This is a genomic window from Synechococcus sp. 65AY6A5 (genome assembly GCF_002760415.1).
Classification (GTDB): Bacteria; Cyanobacteriota; Cyanobacteriia; order Thermostichales; family Thermostichaceae; genus Thermostichus.
Genome location: NZ_AXUW01000002.1, coordinates 84,412 through 106,055 on the forward strand (window position 1 = coordinate 84,412; position 21,644 = coordinate 106,055).

22 protein-coding genes are annotated in these 21,644 nt (G+C 61.0%); 11 read left to right on the top strand and 11 right to left on the bottom strand.

Annotated features, from left to right (window positions below):
- Window positions 1-153 precede the first annotated feature (153 nt).
- Entirely contained in the window at window positions 154-396 is a 243-nt protein-coding gene (locus SYN65AY6A5_RS14545) for a transposase (protein WP_240531070.1), read from the top strand.
- Window positions 397-684: 288 nt separating this feature from the next.
- Here the strand turns inward: SYN65AY6A5_RS14545 and SYN65AY6A5_RS12125 are convergent, their stop codons facing one another.
- Window positions 685-1,794: an RpoD/SigA family RNA polymerase sigma factor gene (locus tag SYN65AY6A5_RS12125; protein ID WP_240527797.1), complete on the bottom strand. Its 1,110-nt coding sequence runs from the start codon at window positions 1,792-1,794 to the stop codon at window positions 685-687.
- A gap of 346 nt (window positions 1,795-2,140) precedes the next feature.
- Here SYN65AY6A5_RS12125 and SYN65AY6A5_RS12130 point away from each other — a divergent pair, with 346 nt between their 5' ends.
- Window positions 2,141-2,401 carry a helix-turn-helix transcriptional regulator gene (locus SYN65AY6A5_RS12130; RefSeq protein ID WP_041438621.1) on the top strand — a complete coding sequence of 87 codons (261 nt, stop codon included), beginning with the start codon at window positions 2,141-2,143 and terminating at the stop codon, window positions 2,399-2,401.
- 332 nt (window positions 2,402-2,733) lie between these two features.
- Complete coding sequence (locus SYN65AY6A5_RS12135) at window positions 2,734-3,093, top strand: hypothetical protein (RefSeq protein ID WP_011431418.1); 360 nt, start codon at window positions 2,734-2,736, stop codon at window positions 3,091-3,093.
- Between the two features lie 43 nt (window positions 3,094-3,136).
- Here SYN65AY6A5_RS12135 and SYN65AY6A5_RS12140 read toward each other — a convergent pair whose 3' ends face one another.
- The 4 genes from SYN65AY6A5_RS12140 to SYN65AY6A5_RS12155 all read right to left on the bottom strand — a co-directional run bounded on the left by SYN65AY6A5_RS12140 (window position 3,137) and on the right by SYN65AY6A5_RS12155 (window position 7,731).
- Window positions 3,137-3,814, bottom strand: coding sequence for a diacylglycerol/polyprenol kinase family protein (locus tag SYN65AY6A5_RS12140; RefSeq protein WP_011431417.1), 678 nt, complete (start codon window positions 3,812-3,814; stop codon window positions 3,137-3,139).
- A 9-nt stretch (window positions 3,815-3,823) separates the two neighbouring features.
- Complete coding sequence (locus SYN65AY6A5_RS12145; protein WP_011431416.1) at window positions 3,824-4,141, bottom strand: cytochrome c; 318 nt, start codon at window positions 4,139-4,141, stop codon at window positions 3,824-3,826.
- Window positions 4,142-4,405: 264 nt separating this feature from the next.
- Window positions 4,406-6,232, bottom strand: coding sequence for a glycoside hydrolase family 3 N-terminal domain-containing protein (locus SYN65AY6A5_RS12150; protein WP_240530515.1), 1,827 nt, complete (start codon window positions 6,230-6,232; stop codon window positions 4,406-4,408).
- Between the two features lie 89 nt (window positions 6,233-6,321).
- On the bottom strand, window positions 6,322-7,731 hold the full coding sequence (locus SYN65AY6A5_RS12155) for a RecQ family ATP-dependent DNA helicase (protein ID WP_099884665.1): 1,410 nt from the start codon (window positions 7,729-7,731) through the stop codon (window positions 6,322-6,324).
- 121 nt (window positions 7,732-7,852) lie between these two features.
- Between SYN65AY6A5_RS12155 and hisB the strand changes: the two genes are divergently transcribed.
- Window positions 7,853-8,473 carry an imidazoleglycerol-phosphate dehydratase HisB gene (gene hisB / locus SYN65AY6A5_RS12160; protein ID WP_099812743.1) on the top strand — a complete coding sequence of 207 codons (621 nt, stop codon included), beginning with the start codon at window positions 7,853-7,855 and terminating at the stop codon, window positions 8,471-8,473.
- On the opposite strand, the gene SYN65AY6A5_RS12165 is transcribed toward hisB, so the two are convergent.
- Window positions 8,456-9,076 carry a pseudouridine synthase gene (locus SYN65AY6A5_RS12165; RefSeq protein WP_099884667.1) on the bottom strand — a complete coding sequence of 207 codons (621 nt, stop codon included), beginning with the start codon at window positions 9,074-9,076 and terminating at the stop codon, window positions 8,456-8,458. The two genes, hisB and SYN65AY6A5_RS12165, sit on opposite strands and share 18 nt — an antisense overlap.
- Window positions 9,077-9,187: 111 nt before the next feature.
- Between SYN65AY6A5_RS12165 and SYN65AY6A5_RS12170 the strand changes: the two genes are divergently transcribed.
- Together SYN65AY6A5_RS12170 and recN are read left to right on the top strand one after the other, a co-directional pair.
- Entirely contained in the window at window positions 9,188-9,502 is a 315-nt protein-coding gene (locus SYN65AY6A5_RS12170; protein ID WP_011431411.1) for a hypothetical protein, read from the top strand.
- Window positions 9,503-9,574: 72 nt separating this feature from the next.
- Complete coding sequence (gene recN, locus SYN65AY6A5_RS12175; RefSeq protein ID WP_099812745.1) at window positions 9,575-11,281, top strand: DNA repair protein RecN; 1,707 nt, start codon at window positions 9,575-9,577, stop codon at window positions 11,279-11,281.
- A gap of 26 nt (window positions 11,282-11,307) precedes the next feature.
- On the opposite strand, the gene SYN65AY6A5_RS12180 is transcribed toward recN, so the two are convergent.
- A complete protein-coding gene (locus tag SYN65AY6A5_RS12180) occupies window positions 11,308-12,015 on the bottom strand; it encodes an ABC transporter ATP-binding protein (protein ID WP_099835746.1) in 708 nt (235 codons plus the stop codon).
- Window positions 12,012-12,830, bottom strand: a complete 819-nt coding sequence (locus tag SYN65AY6A5_RS12185) for an ABC transporter ATP-binding protein (protein ID WP_099812747.1) — start codon at window positions 12,828-12,830, stop codon at window positions 12,012-12,014. Before SYN65AY6A5_RS12185 ends, SYN65AY6A5_RS12180 begins: the two co-directional genes overlap by 4 nt.
- Before the next feature lie 250 nt (window positions 12,831-13,080).
- On the opposite strand from SYN65AY6A5_RS12185, the gene SYN65AY6A5_RS12190 reads away from it, so the two are divergent.
- The 4 genes from SYN65AY6A5_RS12190 to SYN65AY6A5_RS12205 all read left to right on the top strand — a co-directional run bounded on the left by SYN65AY6A5_RS12190 (window position 13,081) and on the right by SYN65AY6A5_RS12205 (window position 17,679).
- Window positions 13,081-14,325 (top strand): ABC transporter substrate-binding protein, encoded by a 1,245-nt coding sequence (locus SYN65AY6A5_RS12190; RefSeq protein WP_240527798.1) that lies wholly within the window; start codon window positions 13,081-13,083, stop codon window positions 14,323-14,325.
- Window positions 14,326-14,472: 147 nt separating this feature from the next.
- Window positions 14,473-15,603 (top strand): quinone-dependent dihydroorotate dehydrogenase, encoded by a 1,131-nt coding sequence (locus SYN65AY6A5_RS12195; protein ID WP_099813312.1) that lies wholly within the window; start codon window positions 14,473-14,475, stop codon window positions 15,601-15,603.
- Between the two features lie 12 nt (window positions 15,604-15,615).
- A complete protein-coding gene (gene btpA, locus SYN65AY6A5_RS12200) occupies window positions 15,616-16,503 on the top strand; it encodes a photosystem I biogenesis protein BtpA (RefSeq protein ID WP_011431405.1) in 888 nt (295 codons plus the stop codon).
- A 138-nt stretch (window positions 16,504-16,641) separates the two neighbouring features.
- Window positions 16,642-17,679 (top strand): diguanylate cyclase, encoded by a 1,038-nt coding sequence (locus SYN65AY6A5_RS12205; RefSeq protein ID WP_240530516.1) that lies wholly within the window; start codon window positions 16,642-16,644, stop codon window positions 17,677-17,679.
- Here SYN65AY6A5_RS12205 and SYN65AY6A5_RS12210 read toward each other — a convergent pair.
- Window positions 17,649-18,506 carry a vitamin K epoxide reductase family protein gene (locus SYN65AY6A5_RS12210; RefSeq protein ID WP_011431403.1) on the bottom strand — a complete coding sequence of 286 codons (858 nt, stop codon included), beginning with the start codon at window positions 18,504-18,506 and terminating at the stop codon, window positions 17,649-17,651. The two genes, SYN65AY6A5_RS12205 and SYN65AY6A5_RS12210, sit on opposite strands and share 31 nt — an antisense overlap.
- A gap of 28 nt (window positions 18,507-18,534) precedes the next feature.
- The gene (mutL, locus tag SYN65AY6A5_RS12215; protein WP_011431402.1) at window positions 18,535-20,286 is read right to left on the bottom strand and encodes a DNA mismatch repair endonuclease MutL; all 1,752 of its coding nucleotides are present in this window, start codon (window positions 20,284-20,286) and stop codon (window positions 18,535-18,537) included.
- Between the two features lie 326 nt (window positions 20,287-20,612).
- Here mutL and SYN65AY6A5_RS12220 point away from each other — a divergent pair, with 326 nt between their 5' ends.
- A complete protein-coding gene (locus SYN65AY6A5_RS12220; RefSeq protein ID WP_011431401.1) occupies window positions 20,613-21,275 on the top strand; it encodes a DUF3386 domain-containing protein in 663 nt (220 codons plus the stop codon).
- A 114-nt stretch (window positions 21,276-21,389) separates the two neighbouring features.
- On the opposite strand, the gene SYN65AY6A5_RS12225 is transcribed toward SYN65AY6A5_RS12220, so the two are convergent.
- A partial coding sequence (locus SYN65AY6A5_RS12225) for a transposase (protein WP_206336850.1) occupies window positions 21,390-21,644 on the bottom strand: 255 nt, incomplete at its 5' end.

Genomic DNA, 21,644 nt, shown 5'->3' on the forward strand with positions numbered 1-21,644 from the left:
CACTGGCTGGTGGGGCAATACGACCTGTTGGTGGTGGAGGATCTCAACGTCCGAGGGCTGGCACGGACTCGGTTGGCTAAATCGATTTTGGATGCGGCCTGGGGACAATTTCTTGACATTCTGACAGCAGTGGCGGTCAAACGCGGCAAACAGGTGTTGAGAGTGGATCCCCGTGGTACGTCCCAAAATTGTTGTGTTTGTGAGGAGCGTGTTCCCAAGGCCTTGTCGGAACGGGTGCATGATTGCCCTCGTTGCGGGTCGTGGGACAGAGACTTGAACGCTGCTATCGAGATTTTGAAGCGTGGACTCAGGTCCCCCCGTATACGGGGGGATATAGGGGGGCGGTGGGACTGCCGCTCTCTGGCTGTGGAGGATCCTGGTTTACCAGTCCGTTGAAGCAGCAACTCCGGGAAGTGATTCTCGGAAGCTCCCGTCTACAGCCCGTCAGGGCTTAGCGGGAGAGGATGTCACCAGCCCAAGCAATGCTGAGCAGCCCTCGTAACCAAAGCTGCGCCTGTTGCGGCGAGCACTCCCTGGCAGAAGCAGGCGTGGAACCAGTGGACATGGGGATCCCCAGCGATCTGGCTTACCGCCATTTTAGGGGGCTGCAAGGCAGATCCCAAGGGCTGAAAACCCGTCTCGCGCGGGGATCCCCGCCCGAACCCCGGGAGGCTGCGGCAAAAGCTAGCGAATGTACTGGGCCAAAGCCCGCGAAGGATGGCCTAGGCGCAGCTTGCGCAGAGCATCCCGCTCGATCTGGCGAATCCGCTCCCGCGTTAAGTTAAAGTGATCCCCGACTTCTCGCAGAGTTCTCGCCCTTTGCCCATCCAGCCCATAGCGCAGCTCCAGCACCTGCCTCTCGATGGGCTTCAGGGCCTGCATGGCAGAACGCACATCTTGCCGCAGAGATTGCACGAGGATCTCTTCAAAGGGTTGCTCCTGCCGCTCATCCGGCAGCAAATCCCCCAGGCGGCTTTCCCCTTCCTGGCCAACCGGCACATCCAACGACAGGGGCAAAGCGGCAGCCTGCTGGATCATGCGCAACTTCTTAACCTTGATGCCCAGCGCCTCCGCCAGTTCGGCTTCTGTGGGCCGTCGCCCTCGGGCTTTCATCAGCTCGCGGTTGGTGCGCTTGAGCAGACGCACTTTGTCCACCATATGCACCGGCAGGCGAATCGTCCGGGCTTGGTTGGCAATGCAGCGGGTAATGCCCTGGCGAATCCACCAGTGGGCATAGGTGCTGAAGCGAAAACCTCGTTCGGCATTGAATTTCTCAGTGGCCCGAATAAGACCCATGTTGCCCTCTTGGATCAAGTCCAAAAAGGGCACCCCCCGGTTGAGGTACTTCTTGGCCACACTGACCACCAGGCGCAGGTTGGCGTTGATTAGCTTGCGCTGAGCCTGTTCCCCTTGGCGGATGCGGGAGCGCAGGGTAGACACAGGAATCTGCAGGGCTGCTGCCAGTTCCTCATCGCTGGGATCCTGCCCCCGCTGTTGCCGCCATTCCCTGCGGGCCTGATCGATGAGCAGCTTCTGCTGAATTTTGCGCGACAGCTCGATCTCCTCCGCGTGATCGATGCGGGGCACCCGACCAATTGTATTCAAGTAGTGATCGACGGCGTCTTCATTCAGCCGCAACCCGCTGGCGCCCGGCTCTAGGTCGGCCTCTGCAGCCGGATCCTGAGAGGCAGACTCGGCCTCAAGCCAGAGATCGTCGAGCTCCTGGCGGGACGAGGCAATGTTTTCAGGATGAGGACGAGAGAAAACCACGGCCAAGTGAGGAGAAAACGTCACCTCCTAGTCTAGAAAAGTTTCTCCCCCTGGCGCGAGCGAAAATCGATCATGGCCCTCTTTTTTGCCCGGAAATTTTTCCGGCTGGGTGCGGGAGTGGCAGGGATCCCATCTGCCAAGTTCTCGCCGGCAGCGCATCCTGCGCGAAAACATCCATAAGCGATTTTCGATCTAGACCTTGTGTAAGATATTCAGGAGACAGCTAGCTCGCCTGCTGTCGAGCAGGCTCCCACAGGTTCTATAAAGTGGAAGAGGAGGGGTAGCCTTGCCAGCATAGGCTACCATGGGGCGCCGCGGGAGCCATCGGCTTCCTCAGTCTGGAAAAGAATATTCACAATCTCTTGCTCCTATGGAGTCTAACCTCAACCAGCACCCTCCATCGGCCAACTTGATCGGAGAGCGGGTGCGCTGGGTAAGGGAGAAGCTGCAACTGACCCAAGATCAACTGGCGGGTCGCCTGGCTAAGTACGGCGTGCAGTTGGACTACGTCAAGATCGGCCAGGTGGAAAAGGGCAAACGGCGCGTCATCGACAAAGAGCTGGTGGCTTTTGCCAAGGCGCTGGGTGTCTCGGTTACCTGGCTGCTGAGCGGCGACGAATCTCACCTGTAGCGCCTCCGGGCAAGCACCATGTAACAGTTATTCAAGATCCCTGTCATTGTGCGTGAAAGCCCGCAAATAATTTTGCGCTTTGACCCTATCTTCGTCCAAGCATACGTGTAAATACTGATAACATCCTCTATAAGTCTGCCTGCCCAAGCCAAGCCTTGTCTCTGCCTCAACTCTCCTAAGGGACAGGAGAGATACACTCCTTGCCCTGTGAAAGGTACGGGCTTTCCCAAAAGGGATCCAGATCACTGGCGGCTTCACAGCTTTATCTAAGCTTGATATTGTGAAGTTAGTGTAAGACGACCCTCTTTTCTCTGCCTGTGTGAGGTTGACGGATGCTCTCTTTCTTTTTCAGCCGTTTCAACGGCGCCAACAGTCGGCAAAGCGGAGCCCATCGGGTTCTCGCCAGCAAAGCCACCAGCGCGCAGCGGATCCCGAATCGCATGTCTGCTCCCCACAAGGTGCTCAAGCAGGAAAGGCAAATGCAGCGGGAGCAGGAGTTCGCCGAGATGGAGCAAAACATCAGCCGCATCCACTACTTTTACCGGAAGGCAGACATGCCCCTGGAGATGCGGCAGCTCCTCACCTATCGCAAGCTGATGGAGCTGGACTACTTTACCCCCCAGGCAGCGAAAGAGCTGATCAGGCAGTGGCAGCAACAAGAAGAGCGAGAACAAGAACGCCGCGGGGCCTAGAAGTCGCTTCCGCGCCAAACCCGTCACAGTAGTAGCAACTCCGCTACAGGTACAGTTCGTCCAGAAGCTGCAGCAGGGCAAAGCAGAGCCCGGCGCTGGCCAAAGGCACGGTCAGGTTATCCAGCCCCCACCAAGAGAAGACCTCTAGGCCCATGGCCAGGCCTCCCACCAAGAGGCTGATGGCGAGCAAGGAGGGAGAAAAGCCGAAGTACCCCAGCAGCAGCGCCGCAATCACCAAGCTGCTCACTGCCCACATGGTCAGGGATCCCTCCCAACTTTTTTGAAGGGATCCCAGTTGATAGAGGTGCTTGCCCCAAGTTTTGCCCACCAAGCCCGCCAGCGCATCGGCCCAGGTCATCACCAAAATGCCAATCACCGCGAATACCTGTCGCTGCGGCAGCCAAAACCAATACAGCAACAGGCCAATGCTGACAGCATAGAAGAAAGTGCCGAAGCTACGCCGCCCGACCCCATTCAAGCTAGGCAAAATAGCCACCCGGTAGGAGAGCAGCGCCAGGCCGGCAAACACCAAGGAAAACCCCACCCCAAGCCAGCGGGGCACCTGCAAGGCCCAGGCCAGCAGAATGATATTGCCCACACCGATATGGACGACTTTGCGCACCCATTCCCCATCCACCTGTCGGGAGCGCAGCCATTCCGCAAAGGCAAATACGGAGGCCAGCCAGAGAGCGTAGCAAGCAAGCTGCTGGGTCAGGCCCATGAGCTGGCCTCAGAGGGTTTTCAAGTAGCTGAGCAAATCTGCCATCTCCTGGGGATCCGGCTGAAACTGGGGCATAGGCGGAGTTTTGCCACTGGTTACCTGATGAATGATAAACCGGTCGGAGCGGCGGTTGCTAACTCCCCGCAGGCTGGGGCCAACTCGGCCATCGGCTTCTTCTCCATGACAGGCGGCACAGTTGAGGGCAAACAACGAAGCACCATGGCTGGGCTGACCCTCTAGGCTGAGGACGGCTTTAGTGTAAGGATCCAGCCCAGCTCCTGCAGCCAGCCAAATCCAGGTGAGGATTGCCAGACCCACAACAGCCAAGCCCAGTCCAAGCTTTGTCGCCCAGCGCCCTGACAGCAGCGCTTGCAAAGAGTGGAGGAACGGTTGCGGACGCTGCGGGGAGGTTCGCTCAAGCTCACACTCACCGTCACCAGAGGGGCGAGAACTGCCCGATCCAGCGATGTCTGAGAGGAAGGAAGGCACAGACAACCCTGAGAGAAACCGTTTCAATAGTTTACATTTCCATCAATACGATAGCTCAGGGGCCCCTTTCTGCCAACAATCTGCAATGGTATTTACTTTTTCTTAATTATTTGTCGATGCTGGCTGAGGCTCGGGTTTCTCCGGGATGAGCCGGTGGGGAAACAGACGCTGCATAGCTTCTGCCTGGGCCCAGGGATCAGGATTGAGGCTGTGGATGGCGTTGGCCCACTGAAAGTGCGCCTGCAGGCGTCGGTAGAAGGATAAGTTACCATAAACGACGACGGCTGCCACCCGCTCTCGTTGTTGTTGCAGCCAATCCAGCACATAGTTGGGCAAAGGCTCCTCGACAAAGGCCTGGAAGATCAGTTGGCCGGCGCTGCCCAGGGCCGTCTCCAGCAAGCTCAAAGGGGTGAGAGGATGGCTGAGCAAAGGAGAGAAGCCGAGGCCGGCGGGAATGCTGAGGGCGGGAGAGGCCGCCGATAGCCCTGCTGTCTCAGCGCCAGGGGCGAGATCTTGCCAGATCCAGTTCCAACTGCCGGGGGGAGCGGGCAGGGGCAAAGCCTGGCCGCCTGTCACGCCGCCGCGGGCCATGGCAGCTTGACAGGGAGCAATATCCTGCTCGGCCAAGAGGGATCCCAACCGGGCGACTCTGGGCAGAGGCGGACGTGTGCCGAACAGCTTGGCTAGAGGTGAGTCCTTGGCGAGGGGATCTCCCAACAGTAGGGGTTTCAGTTGCTCGTCGGAAAAGCCGCGGCAGAGGGCGGGGTCGGTGGGGTCTTTAGCCCCCATCCAGCCGGGAACCAGGCTGAAATCCGTTTCCGCCAGGGCCGGCCACACTTGCTTGAGCAGGGCGGAGGCGGAGGGGAAAAGCCGCTGCTTGGCCCGCAGCACCCGCGTCACCGATTGGGCAATGGCCTGGGCGTCCAGGGATCCCTGCCGCACAGCTTCCACAATGGCTGTGACGGCCGCCACTGGGTCGGGAGGGGCCAAAAGGAGGTCGGCGCCGGCCTGGAGGGCCCGCACCGCCAGCAGGTGGGGAGAGGAGCCGACGCCAACGGCCAGCTCGTCCAAGAAGCCCTGATCGAGGCCCTCTGCCACAATTAGTCCACTAAACCCCCACTCTTGGCGCAGCAGTTGGGTCAGCCGCCCCGGCAAAAAAGAGATCGGCCAGCGCTCGTCCCACTCGGGAAGCACCACTGGCGCAACCGAGATGGCTCCCACCTGCTCCACCAAGCTGCGGAACGGCAGCCAGAGTCCTGCTTGCAGCTCCTCCAAGGTGAGGCTTAGGCGAGGACACCAGGGGACATCGGTTGGCTTTGGCCGCAGCGCCGCACCTGCCTGGGGCGGTTCTACCCAATCCTGGCCGGGGAAGGATCTGGCTGTGGTCAGGATCCCGCCGGGGACGGCCTGCTCACAGCCGCGCACAAAGGCGCGCGCCAGTTGCAAAACTAGGTGCGGCTCCTCCGCCAGCGCCAGCTCTGCTGGGCCTTGCCCCAGGGGCTCCGCCACCGGGCCCAGCAGCCAGTTAATGCCGATGGCCGCCGCCTCCCGCGCCGTGATCCTTCCCCACTGTTCCGCCCAGCGCTCGGCTTCGGATCCCAGGCGGCTCAGGCCCAGGGGGTGGGGGAAGGAAGTGGCTCCCTGCAGAGCCAGGCCGCGGCTGGCCTCGGCTGCCACAAGAAGGGGCAGAGTCGCCCAAGACTGCGCCTCCTCGATCAGCAGCAGGGCCTCTGCTACATGGCCCTCAGTAATCCAGATGCCTCCAATCCCCACCTCTTGGATCAGCCGCTTGAGGATCTCGCGGGGAGGAGACTGGGATCCCAAACGGGCCGAGACCGGCACCACCAGCAGTTGCGCCACCTGCCGTGCTAAGGACAAGGGCTGCTCAAGGGCAGCGACCGGGGATCCCGAACCACTCATGGACACCATCAGCAAGGGGAAAGCGAGGGGATCCTATCCTTTGCGAAAACGCCGGGCAAGCGCAAAGATCCTAACCCCTCTGCCGGCTGCCGAAACCATCAACGCCTTTGGGCAGCCCGGCAGCGATCGCAGGTGCCGCAGGGCAGGCCGGGCTGGTTCTCAGGGTAGCCAAAATGCCGCAGGATCACCTGCCAGCGACAGCCGCGGCTGTGGATGAGGTCGTCCATCCCCCGCCAGGGATCCTGCCGCGGCGGCGGCTGCCAGTGGCGGTGCAGCACCTGGAAGTGAAAGGGATCTGGCCAGTGCAGACAGCCCATCTCCTGCAGCAGGCCCAGGGCCACCCGCGTCTCCCCGGGGGGCAAGTCGGCATAGGATCCCTGGGGGGGCAGAGTTGTCAGCAAACGCCGCGCCTGGGCCAGCAGGCGCTCCTGCTGGGAATAGAAATAGGCTTGGCGCTGGCGATCGGTGGGATCCAGCAGGCCCGTCGGCTCCGAGACCAACATCAGGGCCCGGCAGGGGCCGCCATCCCGCCCACCCCGCCCCACCTCCTGCAGGTAGTCCATCAAATTGGGGGGCGGGTGAAAGTGCAGCACCCAGCGCACGTCCGGCTTGTTGACGCCCATGCCGAAGGCGTTGGTACAGACCAAAAAGCGCAGCTCGCCCTCCAGCCAGGCCCGTTCCAAGCGCCGGCGGGATCCCGCCTCCAGGCCGCCGTGGTAGGTGGCGGTTTTCTGGTTGCGGCGGCCCAACCACTCGGCCAGCTCCTCCCCATCCCGCCGCGTGCGCACGTACACCAGGCCCGAGCCGGGGTTTTCCGCCAGAAAGCGCAGCAGGCGCCGACGGCGATCCGCTGGGCTCCAGGCCACCGCCACGTTGAGAGAAATGTTGGTTCGCAGCGGGTCAGCGCGAATGCATTCCGGATTCTGCAGGTCGAGGATGTGGCGCAGGCGGCTGAGGGTTTCGGGATCGGCAGTGGCGGTAAAGGCAGCAATGGGAAAGGCAGGCTGGCCCAGGGCAGGGCGCACCAATCCCAGACGGGGGTAGTCGGGCCGGAAGGATCCCCCCCAGTGCACCAAGGTGTGCGCCTCGTCGACAATGAGGCCGTTGAGGGGCACCTGCTGCAGCCGCTCCCAGACTGGCGGGCTGAAGAGGGTTTCCGGCCCCAGATACAGTAGACGCAGCCGGTTCTCCTCCAAAGCCCGCAACACCCGCTTGCGCAGAGCTGGATCCAGCTCGCTGTGCAAACAGGCCGCCGGCAGACGGCGCTTCCAGAGATCCTGCACCTGGTCTTCCATCAGGGCAATCAGAGGCGAGACCACCAGGGTCAGCCCTGTCTGCAGCAAGGCCGGCAGTTGAAAGCACAGAGACTTGCCGAAACCCGTCGGCAACACCACCAGTGCATCCCGCTTCTCCAGCAAGGCACGGATGACCCGCTCCTGAGGTGGGCGCAGTGCCTCGTAGCCCCAATACTGCTTGAGGGCCCGTTGAATCTGTTGCCAATCCTGCAAGGAACACTCTCCCCCTCTGCAACCTGAGCCCGCCTGCCCCCCTGGCCAAAGACGCTGATTCTGGCACCCCTACCTGTGCGATCCTAGAGCTGGGACTTCCTAGTGCTCCCCTACCCTTGCCATGACAGCCATCGACTCCCCCCGCCTGCTGCAGCCCAGGACGGCCTCGGTTCACCGCCGCACCAACGAAACGGACGTTCAAGTGCATCTCAACCTCGATGGCAGAGGGCAGTACGAGATCGACACCGGGATCCCCTTCTTGGACCACATGCTGGCCCAGCTCAGCACCCATGGGCTAATTGATCTCCAGATCAAGGCCGTGGGGGATCTGCACATCGACGACCACCACACCAATGAGGACGTGGGCATTGCCCTGGGACAGGCGCTGGCGCAGGCGCTGCAGGATCGGCGCGGCATTTACCGTTTTGGTCACTTCTGGGCTCCGTTGGATGAGGCGCTGGTGCAGGTGGTGCTGGACTTTTCCGGGCGCCCCCACCTCAGCTATGGTCTGGAGCTGACCGTCGAACGCATTGGCCGCTACGAAACCCAGTTGGTGCGCGAGTTCTACCAGGCGGTGGCCAACCACGCCCAGCTTACCCTGCACATCCGCCAGGTTGCTGGTCTCAATGCCCACCACATCGTCGAGGCCAGTTTCAAGGCCTTTGCCCGCGCCCTGCGCATGGCCGTAGAACGGGATCCGCGCCGACAAGATGGGATCCCCAGCTCAAAAGGGGTGCTGTAACTCTCGCCCAAGCCGGGGACGGCGCGACTGGCCAAAACAGCAGTGCCGCAAGCGGGCCAACTCCGCCTCGCTGAGCTCCTGCCACTGGCCAGGGGCCAGCCCCTGCAGCGAGAGGGGCCCCAGCCCCACTCGCACCAATCTCAAGGTTGGAATGCCGACAGCGGCGGTCATGCGGCGCACCTGGCGGTTGCGACCCTCCCGCAGCATCAGCTCCAGCCAGGTGGTGGGGATGGAGCGGCGAAAGCGGATGGGCGGATCCCGCGGCGGCAGCTCCGGCTCCTCGGCTAGCACTCTAACCTCAGCCGGCCGGGTCTTTCGCCCCTGAATGACCACTCCCTCTTGCAACTGCTGCAGGGCCTGGGGCGTGGGGATCCCTTCCACCTGCACCCAGTAGGTGCGCTCGTGGCCGAACTTGGGATCGATCAGGCGGGCGTTGAGGCGGCCATCGTCGGTGAGCAGAAGCAGACCTTCGCTATCGCGATCCAACCGCCCCACCGGATAGACCTTGGGCACCGGGATGAAAGACTTGAGGGTTGGCCGCCCCTGCCGGTCGGTAAATTGGGTGAGCACGCCGTAGGGTTTGTAAAACTTGAGGTAGCGCATGGCAAAAGTGTGGATCCCGTCTTTTAAGATTGGGCAGAGCAGCTTCAACGGTAAGATCAAGCCTTGGGCGCGGCGTTTTCCGTTGGCAGCAGAGTTTGACGGATCTCACTCATGACGATAGACAACACTCTACTCTGGGTTTTAATTGGAACGGCGGGGCTCTCCCTTCTCAGTCTGGTGTACGTGTGGGTGGATGAGGGGATCAAACGACGCCGTTACGAGCGGCAACAGCAAAAAGAGGCTGCCCAAGCCGCTGCCGCTGCCCCCGAGCCCACCGCCACAGAGCCAAAAGCCGAGCTCGAACCCTCCGCCTCTCTCCAGGAGGCAGAGGTAGCGCCTAATACACCCAATGCCTCAGCCGCTACCTCCGAGCCGCTTGCCGATACCGCTGCTAGAACAGAGGAGACGCCGGAGGCCACCCCTTGAAGCTGCTCTTCCCCCGTTCCGCCTAAGTCGGCAGGTGGGCTAACCTAAGACAGGAAGGCCAACGGGATCCCTATGTTGCGCCTGTTGCGGATCGAGAACTTCGCCCTGATCGAGTACTTGGAGATTCCCTTTCGGGCGGGGCTGAACGTGCTCACCGGAGAAACAGGGGCGGGCAAATCTATCATTCTCGATGCCCTCGATGCCGCGCTCGGGGGACCGGCTCGCGCTCTGCGCAGCGGCAGCGATCGGGGCTTGGTGGAAGCCATTTTCCAGCCTACGGCCGCGCTGGAGGCCTGGCTAGAGCAAGAGCAAATTGAACCTTTGGAAGAAGGCCTGGTCTGCAGCCGCGAGCTGGTGATGCGCAACGGCAAGCTCAGCAGCCGCCTGCGAGTCAATGGGGTGCTCGTGAACAAGGCTCAGATGCTCAGCCTGCGCTCCCAACTGGTGGAGATCACCGCCCAGGGCCAGACAAGCCAACTCCAGTCTCCCCAAACCCAGCGCCGCTGGCTGGATGCCTTTGGCGGCGAAAAGCTGCTGCGCCTGCGTTCAGAGGTGGCAGCTTGCTACCAAACCTGGAGCCAGCTCAAAGCAGAGATAGCCTCCCGCCAGCAAAACCAACACCTGCGGCTGCAGCGGCTAGATCTCCTAGAGTTGCAAGCCCAAGAACTGGCTGCCCTGCGCCTGGAGGATCCTGACGAGCTGACCAAATTGGAGCGGGAGCGGGAGCGCCTGGCCCACCGCGTGGAACTGCAGCAGCAGAGTTATGCCGCTCACCAACTGCTCTACCAAAATGACAGCGGCTCGCCGGCCATTGCCGATCTCCTGGCCCAAGCCGAGCGTCTGCTGCAGAGCATGGCCCAGCGGGATCCCGACCTAACTCCCCTAGTCGAGATGGTCAGCAGCGCCCTCGTTCAGGTGGAGGAGGCGGGGCGGGAGCTGCTGCGCTACGGCGAGACCCTGGAGGCGGATCCCAGTCGGCTAAGCAAAATTGAACGGCGCCTAGCCCAACTGCGACAGGCCTGCCGCAAATACGGCCCCACCCTGGCCGAGGTGATGGCCCACGCGGAGCGGCTCAAGGCAGAGCTGGCCCAACTGCGGGACGAGAGCACCGACTTGGAGGAACTAGAGGCGCGGCTAGACCAGGCAGCCCAGGAGCTGGAGCGCCACTGCCAGATGCTCTCGCATCTGCGGCAGCAGGCGGCCCACCAACTGGAAAAGGCTCTCGTGGAGGAGCTTGGGCCCCTGGGGATGAGCGGTGTGCAGTTCCAGGTGCAGATCCAAGCCGGATCCCCCACCGCCGAAGGGGTGGATCAGGTGAGCTTTTGGTTTAGCCCCAACCCCGGCGAGCCCCTGCAGCCGCTGGCCGACATTGCCTCCGGCGGCGAGATGAGCCGTTTTCTGCTGGCCTTAAAAGCGGTGTTCAGCCGCGTCGATCCGGTGGCTACTCTGGTCTTCGACGAGATCGACGTCGGCGTATCCGGCAAGGTAGCGCAGGCCATCGCCGCCAAACTGCACCAGATTGCCCGTAGCCACCAAGTTCTCTGCGTTACCCACCAGCCCCTGGTTGCCGCCCTAGCCGATCACCACCTGCGGGTTTACAAAGTGGTGCAAGAAGGGCGAACCTGCGTGCGGGTGGATTCGCTGAGAGAAGGGGAGCGCCGGGAAGAATTGGCCCAACTGGCTGCCGGCCACTCCGCCCAGGAGGCAATGGGCTTTGTGGAAGCCCTTCTCAAGCAGGCAGCCCAACTGCGCCAACTGCAACTGGCCGGCTCTGCTTAGCTCCCCTCTCCCCGAGGGTGAGGGCCTCAGCCGCCCAAAAATAGCTCCAACACCTCGGGGTTGTGCAATAGGTTGGGGCCGGTATCCTCAAAGCGGTTTTCTCCCATGGAGAGGACGTAGCCCCAGTCCGCTATAGCCAAGGCCTGCTTGGCATTTTGCTCGACCATTAGGATGCTGACGCCGCGGCGGTTGATCTCCTGCAGGAGGGCAAAGGTCTGCTCGACATACAGCGGCGACAGGCCGGCTGTCGGCTCGTCCAACACCAACAGCTGCGGCTCCGCCATCAGCGCCCGCCCCATGGCCAGCATCTGCCGTTGCCCGCCGGAGAGGGATCCCGCCGCTTGCTTTCGCTTTTCCCTTAGCGGCGGAAACAGCTCGTAAACCCGCTCCAGTTGGGCAGTGTAGTCGTCGCGCCGGATAAAGGCTCCCATCTCCAGGTTTTCCTCGACGGTGAGGGAGGGAAAGACATTGTTGGTCTGAGGCACAAAGCCGATCCCCCGCCGCACCAGTTGCTCGGCAGCAAGATGCGTGATGTCAGAACCTTGGAACAGCACTCGGCCCGAGCGGACGGTGGCCAATCCAAAAAGAGACTTGAGCACTGTCGATTTGCCCGCCCCGTTGGGGCCGATGATCACTACAATTTGGCCTGGAGTGACCTTGAGGCGGATCCCTTTGAGGATGTCCACGCCGCGGTAGCCACTGTAGAGATCTTGAATCTCGAGCAAGGGGGTCATGGCGGGGATCCCTCCGGCGAGACGGTGGAAGTCTGGGAGGAGCTGAGGGCATCAGCCAGGGCAATGGATCCCAAATAGGCCTCCCGCACGGCTGGGTTTTGCTTGATCTCCTGCATGGATCCCTGAGTCAGCACCCTCCCCCCCGCCATGACCACCACGTGGTGGCAGAGGCGGGTCACCAGATCCAAATCGTGTTCGATGATGCAGAAGGTGCAGCCGCGCTCGCGGTTAAGGTACTCGATAAAGCGGATCAGGTCTGCCAGCAAAGTGCGGTTGACCCCAGCCCCCGGCTCGTCCAAGAGGATGACCCGCGCGTCCGCCATTAGGGTACGTCCCAGCTCCAGCAGCTTCTTTTGCCCGCCGGAAAGGTTGACCGCCAGTTGATCGCGCAGGTGGATGAGGTTGAGCCGTTCCAAAACTTCTTCAGCCCGAGCCTGAAGCTGGCGCTCCTGCCGCTGTACTCGCTGCCAGCGGAACCAGGCGTTAAATAGGTTTTCTCCAGCCTGATGGGGAGGAACAACCATTAAGTTTTCCAGAACGGTCATGCGGCCAAACTCCCGCGGGATCTGGAAGGTGCGCACCAGCCCACGTTGAAACAACTGGTGGGGAGGCAAGCCCGTGACGTCTTCCCCATCTAGCCAGATGCGTCCGCTATTGGGCCGAATAAAACCGGCAATGATGTTGAAAAGAGTTGTTTTCCCCGCCCCGTTGGGACCAATCAAGCCCGTGATCCGACCAGCTTCGATGCGGAAGGAACAGTGATCTAGGGCATTGACGCCGCCAAACTGTTTGGAGATGTTGTCAATAACGATCACACCGCTACCCTGGGAAAGCTCCATTCCCTAGTAGATTCACTATTTTATGAGCTTTCGTCGTAGGGTAAAGAAGCTTATTTAACCAAACTCGCCGATAGGCTTGCCAAGAAGCCCCCTGGCAGGGGTTGGGTTGGCTCTTGGAGGGAACCCTTTGAGGTGGGCTAACGTCTACTTCTATACCATCGACCTTTGAGAATTGCAGTTTTATTCCCTCATTGGAGCTCATTGGAGGTTCTTGGTTATGTCTCCCATGCACAAACTGACCCGGCGGGCCTTCGCGACGGCGGCAGCCCTGACAGCAGCAGCACTGGCCACCACCCTGCTGCCAAGCACAGCTCAGCAAGCAGCCAAAGCCCCGATCAAGATAGGAGCGCTGCTGTCTTTGACGGGCGACCTGCAGGCCTATGGGGAAAACTGCCTCAAGGGCATCAAGCTGGCTCTGGATCAGATTAACGCCGCTGGCGGCGTCCTCGGATCCCCAATCCAAGTGGTGGAGGCGGATGACCAAACCTCAGCCCAGCCGGCTATTGATGCTGCCCAGCGGCTAGTGAACGTGGAGAAGGTGGCCGCCATTGTTGGCGCTTTGGGCAGTGGCGTTACCATTCCGGTGGCCACGACAGTCACGGTTCCCAGCAAGATTCCGCAAATTTCGCCAGCTTCCACCGCTCCCACCATCACCACCCTGGACGACAATGGTTTCTTGTTCCGCACCGTTCCCTCCGATGCCTTCCAAGGGGTAGCCCTGGCGCAAATTACCCGCGAAGAAAACCTGGAGCGCCTGGCCATCATCTACATCAATAACGACTACGGCAAGGGGCTGGCCGACAGCTTCAAGGCCGCCTTTGAAAAGCGGGGCGGCACCATTACCAAGTCGGTTCCCTACGAACCCGGCCAAGCCTCCTACCGCGGCGAGCTGGATCAGCTCAAGGAAGGGGATCCCCAGGCGCTGGTGCTGATCGGGTATCCCGAAAACGGCGCGATCATCCTGCGGCAGGCTTTGGAAGGGGGGCTATTTGACCGCTTTGTCTTCACAGATGGCATGCGCTCTCCCGATCTGGCCACCCAGGTGGGGGCGGACAAGCTAGAGGGATCCATCGGCACCTCGCCCCAGGCTCTGACCGACAGCAAAGCCTACCAAATCTTTGCTGAAGCCTACAAAGCTGCCTACGGGGAGCTGCCCCCCACCCCCTACATCGACACGGCCTACGATGCCGCTTTTGTCTTGGCTCTGGCCATTCAAAAGGCCGGCAGCGCCGACGGCACCGCCATCCGCGATGCTCTGCGGCAAGTGGCCAATCCCCCCGGCACCGAGATCCTGCCAGGAGAGTGGGCCAAGGCAGTGGAGCTACTCAAGAAAGGGGAGGACATTGACTACACTGGCGCTTCCGGCTCGCTGAACTTCGACGAGAACGGAGACGTGGCCGGAACCTTTGCCCACTGGACCTTCAAGGGCGGGCAGATCGTCGACTTGAAAGTGTTTGAGCCGGAAGGCTAAGAGTCTTTAGGCCGGTGGTGCTCGGCTTGGCCGGGCCAGTTCCCGCCTAAGCTCAAAAGCGGGGGCCTGCAGAGGAGACTTTTGCAGGCCCCTGTTTTTTGGGGAAGATCAACAAGAGGGGTGACAGCTTGGGAGCGAGTCTTTGCTGTGAACCTGTACCGAGATGTGCTGCGGCCCTTGATTTTTTCGGGCCTGAGGGCTGACCCGGAAACGGTTAAGGTGGGGCTCTTGCGCGCCTTGGAGTGGCTGGACGCCACCCAGGCCACCGGGATCCTGGCTCTTTTGGAGCGCCTGTTCTGCTATCGGGATCCGCGGCTGGAAGTACGGCTCTGGGGCCTCACCTTCCCCAATCCCATTGGCCTGGCCGCAGGCTTTGACAAGGATGGCCTAGCTGTGGGCGTCTGGCCCAGTTTGGGCTTTGGCTTTGTGGAGGTGGGCACCGTCACTCCTGGGCCTCAGCCGGGCAACCCCAAGCCGCGCCTGTTCCAGTTGCCCCAGGATCGGGCTGCTCTCAACCACATGGGCTTCAACAACCAGGGGGCGGCAGCTCTGGCCGAACGGCTGCGCCGGCTGCGCCAACGTCCCATTCCCATCGGCATCAACCTGGGCAAAGGGAAGGCCACCCCCCTGGAGGAGGCGGCGGCTGACTACCTGGCCAGCTTTCGTCTGTTGCGGGAGCTGGGAGACTATTTTGTGGTCAACGTCAGCTCCCCCAACACAGCGGGATTGCGATCCCTGCAGGCTGACGAGCAGTTGGCGCCCATCCTGGCGACGTTGCAGGGGGAAAATCGCGGACAGAAGCCCCTTTTGGTGAAGATTGCCCCTGACCTAGATTGGCCAGAAATTGACGCCATCCTGGAGCTGGCCCAAGCCTACAGACTGGCGGGGCTTGTAGCCACCAACACTACCCTGCGCCGCGACAACCTGAAAACCCGCTTCCTGCCAGGGCTGGGGCCCCTCGCCGCGGCAGCCGGCGGCATCAGCGGCGCCCCCCTGCGGCAGCGCTCCACCCAGGTGATCCGCTACATTCACCAGGCCACTCAGGGGCAATTGCCGATTATTGGAGTGGGGGGCATCTTCACCCTGGCCGATGCCATGGAGAAACTGGAGGCCGGGGCCAGCCTGCTCCAGGTCTATACAGGCTGGGTCTATGAAGGGCCAAGCCTAGTTCCCCGCCTGTTGCGCGGCCTGGCCGCTGCCAGGAATCCCGCCCCTTCCTCCCCGGAGAGAATGCCGACAGGGATCCAATCCGGGCGTAAGATTGTTATGGATCCCTGAGGGAACTTGCCGGTGACTCTGCTGCAACATCTTTTCAAAACCCCCCATCCGGTTATTGGGGTGGTTCATCTGTTGCCGCTGCCCACCTCGCCCCGTTGGGGAGGGGACTTGGAGTGGGTGATCGCGCAGGCAGAACAGGCCGCTACCGCCCTGGCGGCAGGAGGCGTGGACGGGATCCTCGTCGAGAACTTTTACGATGCCCCCTTTGCCAAGGAGCGGGTGGATGCGGCGGTGGTGAGCGCCATGACCGTGGTGGTGCAGCGGATCAAGATGCTGGTTTCCCTGCCCATCGGGATCAACGTCTTGCGCAACGATGGCTACAGCGCCCTAGCCATTGCCGCCTGTGTGGGGGCCCAGTTTATCCGGGTCAATGTCCTCTGCGGGGCGATGGTGACCGACCAGGGCATCATCGAGGGAAATGCCCACCGCCTGCTGCGCTACCGCCGCGAGCTGGGGGCCGACATCAAGATCTTTGCCGATGTGCTGGTGAAGCACGCCCAGCCCCTGAGTCCCATCAGCCTGGAGGCGGCCATCGCCGACACGGTGGAGCGCGGCCTGGCCGATGCCATCGTTCTCTCTGGCTGGGCCACCGGAAAGCCGCCTCTTCTGAAAGATCTGAAGCTGGCCCGCCAAGTCGCCCCTCAGGTACCTCTGTTGATTGGCTCAGGAGCCACCGCCGAAAACATCGGCAACCTCATCCGCCACGCGGATGGCGTGATTGTGGCCAGTTCTTTGAAACGGCCGGCCCGTTCCGCCGGCATGCCAGCGGGCTATGCGGATCCCTTTCCCCTCATCGACCCAATCCGGGTGCGCCAGTTTGTGGAAGCGTTGCACCTTGGCCTGGGCGAACGGCCCACCAATCCGGCTTGCCTGGCCACTCCCAGCTCTAGCTGCAGCTAGCCTTTGGGGATAGGATCGGCATTATTCACCGTATCAGAGCTTTCTAGCTTTCTTTTGATGTTGTCAGCTGAACTCGAAGGCTGGGGGTCTTCCTCCAGCCTGCCTTCTGCTCGCGTTGGCGGGGCGGAGTCCTTGCCCTTGGAGGAAGTTTCGTGGAGCCAGGTGCCGGCTCAGGTTCCCTGCATTTGGGTCATCGACGATGACCCGGTGAACCGTCGTTACATCGGCGAAGTCCTCAAAAGCTCCAACTACCGGGTGGAAAGCTGGGAAAGCGGCCAGTTGGCCTGGGAGCACCTGCAGACCCTGGATGAAAGCGAATGGCCGGATTTGATCATCTGCGACTGGGTCATGCCGGGTTTGTCTGGAGTGGAGTTGTGTCGCCGTCTAAAAAACTTGCCCGCCGGACAGTTCATCTATTTCATCTTGCTCACCGCCCGCTCCGAAGTTGAGGATCGGGTGCAGGGACTGGATGCAGGGGCAGATGAGTTTATCGCCAAGCCGATCGATCCTGAGGAGCTGCGGGCACGGGTGCGGGCGGGGCTGCGCCTGCAGCGGCTTACCCAAGCTTTGGCTCAGGCCAACCGGCAACTGCGGGCCCGCAACGAGCTGTTGGAGTCTCTGTCTTTGACGGATCCCTTGACCGGTGCCTTGAACCGCCGCGCCCTCGACCAGGCGTTGCCACATTTGCTCAAACAGGTGGGGCCGCGTGAGCAAGCCCGCTATCGCTATCTCTGCCTGCTGATGATGGATGTGGATTACTTCAAGCAGGTTAACGACACCTACGGCCACTATATCGGCGACTGCGTGTTGCAGGCCATCGTTGGGCGGCTGCACAATCAACTGCGCCCCTCCAGCCTGCTCTACCGCTACGGCGGCGAAGAATTTGTCTGCGTCACCCCTGGGCTCAACCCCGCCCGCTGCCACCGCTACGCCGAGTCTCTGCGCCGGGCCATCGCCAGCCGGCCAATTGAGGTTGCGCCCCAGCGCAGCCTGCCTGTCACCATCAGCATTGGCGGGATCGTCCTCAGCGAAGATGGCCCCCTAGCACCTGAGGCCGCTCTCCAGAAGGCAGATGAGGCCCTCTACCAGGCCAAGCAGGCGGGGCGCAACCGCGTACATCTTTTCTTGCCACCGCCGCCGGAGAACTACTGTCCTTCGCCGGGCTCAAAGGAGTAGCCAGAAGCTGCCGCCAAGGCTTCCAGCGAGCGCAGCCCCACGTAGGTGCGGCCGTTGATAATCCAGGTGGGATAGCTGGTGATCCCCGCTTCTGTGCATTCTTGGGCTTGGGGCGTACCGGGGCCGTTGGGGGAGCATTCCACGTAGGGCACCTGTTCAAAAGCCGACCCAAACAGCTCCTTCTGCTCCTGACAATGGGGGCACCAATAGGCCCCGTACATGGTGCCGCCGATCTGCCGCAGGTGGGCCGCCAACCCTGCCGCCAGGGGGCTGGGTGGGGGAACTTGGTTGGCATACACCCCAATGGTGGCCACCAAGGTGAGAAAGCTTACGAGAATATAGCTGAAGGCCAGCTTGCCCCAATCCAGCCAGCGGTGGCCCAGCAGGGTTACCGCCCACAGCCCCGCCACCAAGACTATGGCGGTGGTGCAATACAGACAAAACTGCCGCAGCACCGCCACCATCAGGTAAAGCATGTACATCTCGAAGGCGGTCATGGCGGAAACCAGGCCAAACAGGGCCGGCCAGCGCCACCGCTTCACCAGCGGGATGCCATCCGGCAAAACCGCCAAGGCCAAAACGGCCAGAAACCCCAGTAGGCCAACTGTTGCCGTCGGGATCCCCAAAAACTCTGCCCAACGGCTGGAGAGCACCAGGTCACACCCCCCATCTCCTGTGCAGAAAGCGGCAGGTTGATCGGTCAGCTTGGTGTAGGTAAGGTAGGCCGTCAACAGGGATCCCAAGCCCGCCAAGGTTGCCAAGATCGGGCGAGCATGGCGCTGTAGCCAGGTCTCTTCTTGGGCTTTGAGTTTGAGATAAGAGGCCATGGGGGGTTCAGCAGTTGGACACCCCCGATTATAGTGGGGCGGAGCGGGTCTCGTCCTTGGGATCCGGCGCAGAAGCGCTGCTCGAGCGCCGCACTTGGGCAGCAAACCTATCCCCCAGCGGCTCCAGCTCCCACCAGGATCCCAGCTTGGGGTCAGAGATGGGCCGGTCGCAGATCCCCCAGCGGCGACGAAAGTAGCGGGCCAGATCTTTTTCGGCCAGAGCCAGATACACTGGCCGGCCATGGGGACAGGTGTGGGGATTGGCGGTGCGCTGCCAGGCTTCCAGCAACTGTTGCATCTGCTCCAGGGTCAGGGGGATCCCGTTGCGCAGGGCGCCACGACAGGCCACCGCCACCTGGGCCGCTTCCAGGTCAGCGCAGCGGCTCAATTCTCGGAGGGATCCCTGCACCTCCTCCGGATCTTCCGACCACAAGGCCAGCGGCAGGCGGCGCATCAGATAGGTGTTGGGGCCAAAAGGCTCCGGCTCCAGGCCCAACTGCTCCAACTGCTCCACCGCTTGGGAGGATAATCCCTCCAGCATGACCGGCATCTGCAGCTCCACCGGCTGCCAATGCCGTTGGATGTACTCGTAGCGCACCCGCTCGTGGGCCAGGTGCTGTTCCACCAGCCACAGCCCCTGAGGGTGCTCCGCCAGGATGTAGGTGCGGTAGAGCTGGGCTAGGGCCTTTAGAGGAGGTAGGGGGGTAGACGGCTGGCCAGAGGGAGCTGGATCTGGGCTTTTGGGACTTGAGGTAACCCTGTAGACCGACTTGGCCTCGCTAGCCCGGATGAGATGCAGCGAGCGGCGGCTGGCTTGCTCCGATCCCGATTGCAGAAGAGCGTGCAAGTGCTGGCGCAATTGCTCCTGTCGGATCTCCGGATCCTGGAGATAGAGCTCACTCTTAGCAGGATGGCGATTCCAGTCCACCTGCTCAGGTGGCAAGCGCAGATGCACCACCACCAGCGGGTAGCGGTGGCGAGGCAAGGTGTGCTGAAAGACTGACTGGATCAGCCGTTGCCACTCCGGCATCTGCACAAAGCGCCCGTTGACGGCCACGCGGATCCAATCGGGGCGGGGGCGATGCAGGCGATCCGGCAGGCCCAGCACCACTTCCCAATCGCTATCCCCCTCCTGGATCCGCTGATAGCGCAGATCCGAAAGATCCACCTGCGGCAACACTTGTAGCAGCAGATCTTGCAGAGACTGGCCTGGCCACAGGCTGAGCAACAGTTGCCCCTCCTGGCGCACCTGCCAACTGACCCAAGGATGGGCCAAGGCCGCATTCTGCACCAGCGTCAAGAGCGGGCGAGTCTGGGGCAGGGAGCAGCGGCGCAAGGGCCAATCGGCAAACAAATCCGCCACCGTCACCACCGTTCCCAAGGCAGTGGCTGCCGGCTGCTGGTGGGCCAGCTCCCCTTGGCGGTCGTAGGTGGCCAGCCAGCCGTGGGCATCGTCAGCGTGGCGGGTCTGAATGGTCAGGGATCCCAGCCGGGCCAGGCTGTGCAAGGCTTCGCCCCGAAACCCCAGGCTGCAACCGTCCAACTTGCTGGTGGTGTGGCGACGGGCCACCTGCTCCAGCTCCGAAGCGGGGATCCCTTGGCCGTTATCGGCCACCCGCACCTGCCAGCGGCTGGGCCAGATCTCCACCTGAATGCGGGTGGCCTGAGCATCGAGGGCATTTTCCAGCAATTCTCGCAGAGCAGCCCCCAGCGAGTCGATCACCTCTCCCGCGGCCATCTGGGCGATCCGCTCTGGGTTCAGGGGTTGGATTTTGGACATGGAGTGAGTTGAGAAAGCAGACTCTCTTCCTGCCAGCTTGTCGCCAAAAGGCCAACAGCGCCGAGCTTTAGCTTAGCTCTCTCCCTCTGTTGCCAGTGGACAGCGCCTTGCCAATGGTTTTCATTAACTTCAAGGCTCCCCTCAGGCCAAGTGAAGGATTGAGGTTCCGCCTTCCTGCCCATCGGTAACCGCCAAGAACTTCGAGAAACTTCGAGAACAAGAGAGCTGAGCGGGTGGCCAGTCATAAGGAAACCTTAAAATCCCAAGGCCAGCCATCAGCCTCTACTAGGATTTAAATAGTAAAACTTCTCATTAAGGAGGAGATTATGGCAGCACAGCAAGCTCCGGCCCGAGAGCTATTCAAGGAGGCTTTTGAGAATCGCTACACCTGGGACAAAGACTTTCCTGGCTACCGAGCTGAGATAACCTACTTTCCCAAAGAAGGTGACAGCAGCCTCTCCTTCTCAGGAGTTGTGAGTATTGACCGCAACATGAAGATCGATGTTGCCGGCGTCGAGGACGAGGAGATCCGCCAGAAAATACGGGAACAGATGTGGGAAGTCATGGTGCATCGCGTTCGTCATTCCTTCGACGAGGAACACGGTGGCCACACCTTTGCCTATGGAGAGCCACAAAATTCAGACATCACTGAAGTTCTTGTTTCGGGCTTATCTTCTACCGATAGGTACTGGGTTCAGGGCAAGCACATTCAAATGGTACATCGCCATCTTGCCAATCGGACAATTACAGTCTCAGTTCAAGAGTTTTACGATACAGGTGAGGGCTACCTACCCACTCACTACACTGCTGAGTATTGTAGCCCAGGAACTGGAGAAAAAACTCAAGCAAAGATGATCTACGAAGATCGTTATCAAAAAATAGGTCGGTATTGGATTCTGGTTGAGAGAAGAATTTGGGAAGAGCAGGATGGCCAAAAAAGTTCATCCCCTCAACTTTTCCTCTTCTCTAATATTCGATTTTTCGAATAGCTGAGAAAAATAAGTTTTTCTTTGCGGCTGTGGGCATCTCTCATTATAGAAGGTGATGAGGTGCTCACAGCCAAGCTCAAAACAGATGGCCACAGGGTACAGCCTGTTAAAGACTCAAGGGGTACAATAGCAGCACTTAGCAAACCAACTTCGGAAGGAGGATGGATTGATCAGTAGTAAAGAAGTCTTCACTATCTGCTCCATGCTATATTTCCCAATTCTGCAAAGCTGCCGAATAAAATGCTTCAACACCGACCACATCATCTCAATGGGATTCAACTCCGGCGCATACACAGGCAGGTATAGGATTCGTGCTCCTGTCCCCCTAATCAATTCCTCAACTTCCCGACTCTTGTGGATATTTAAATT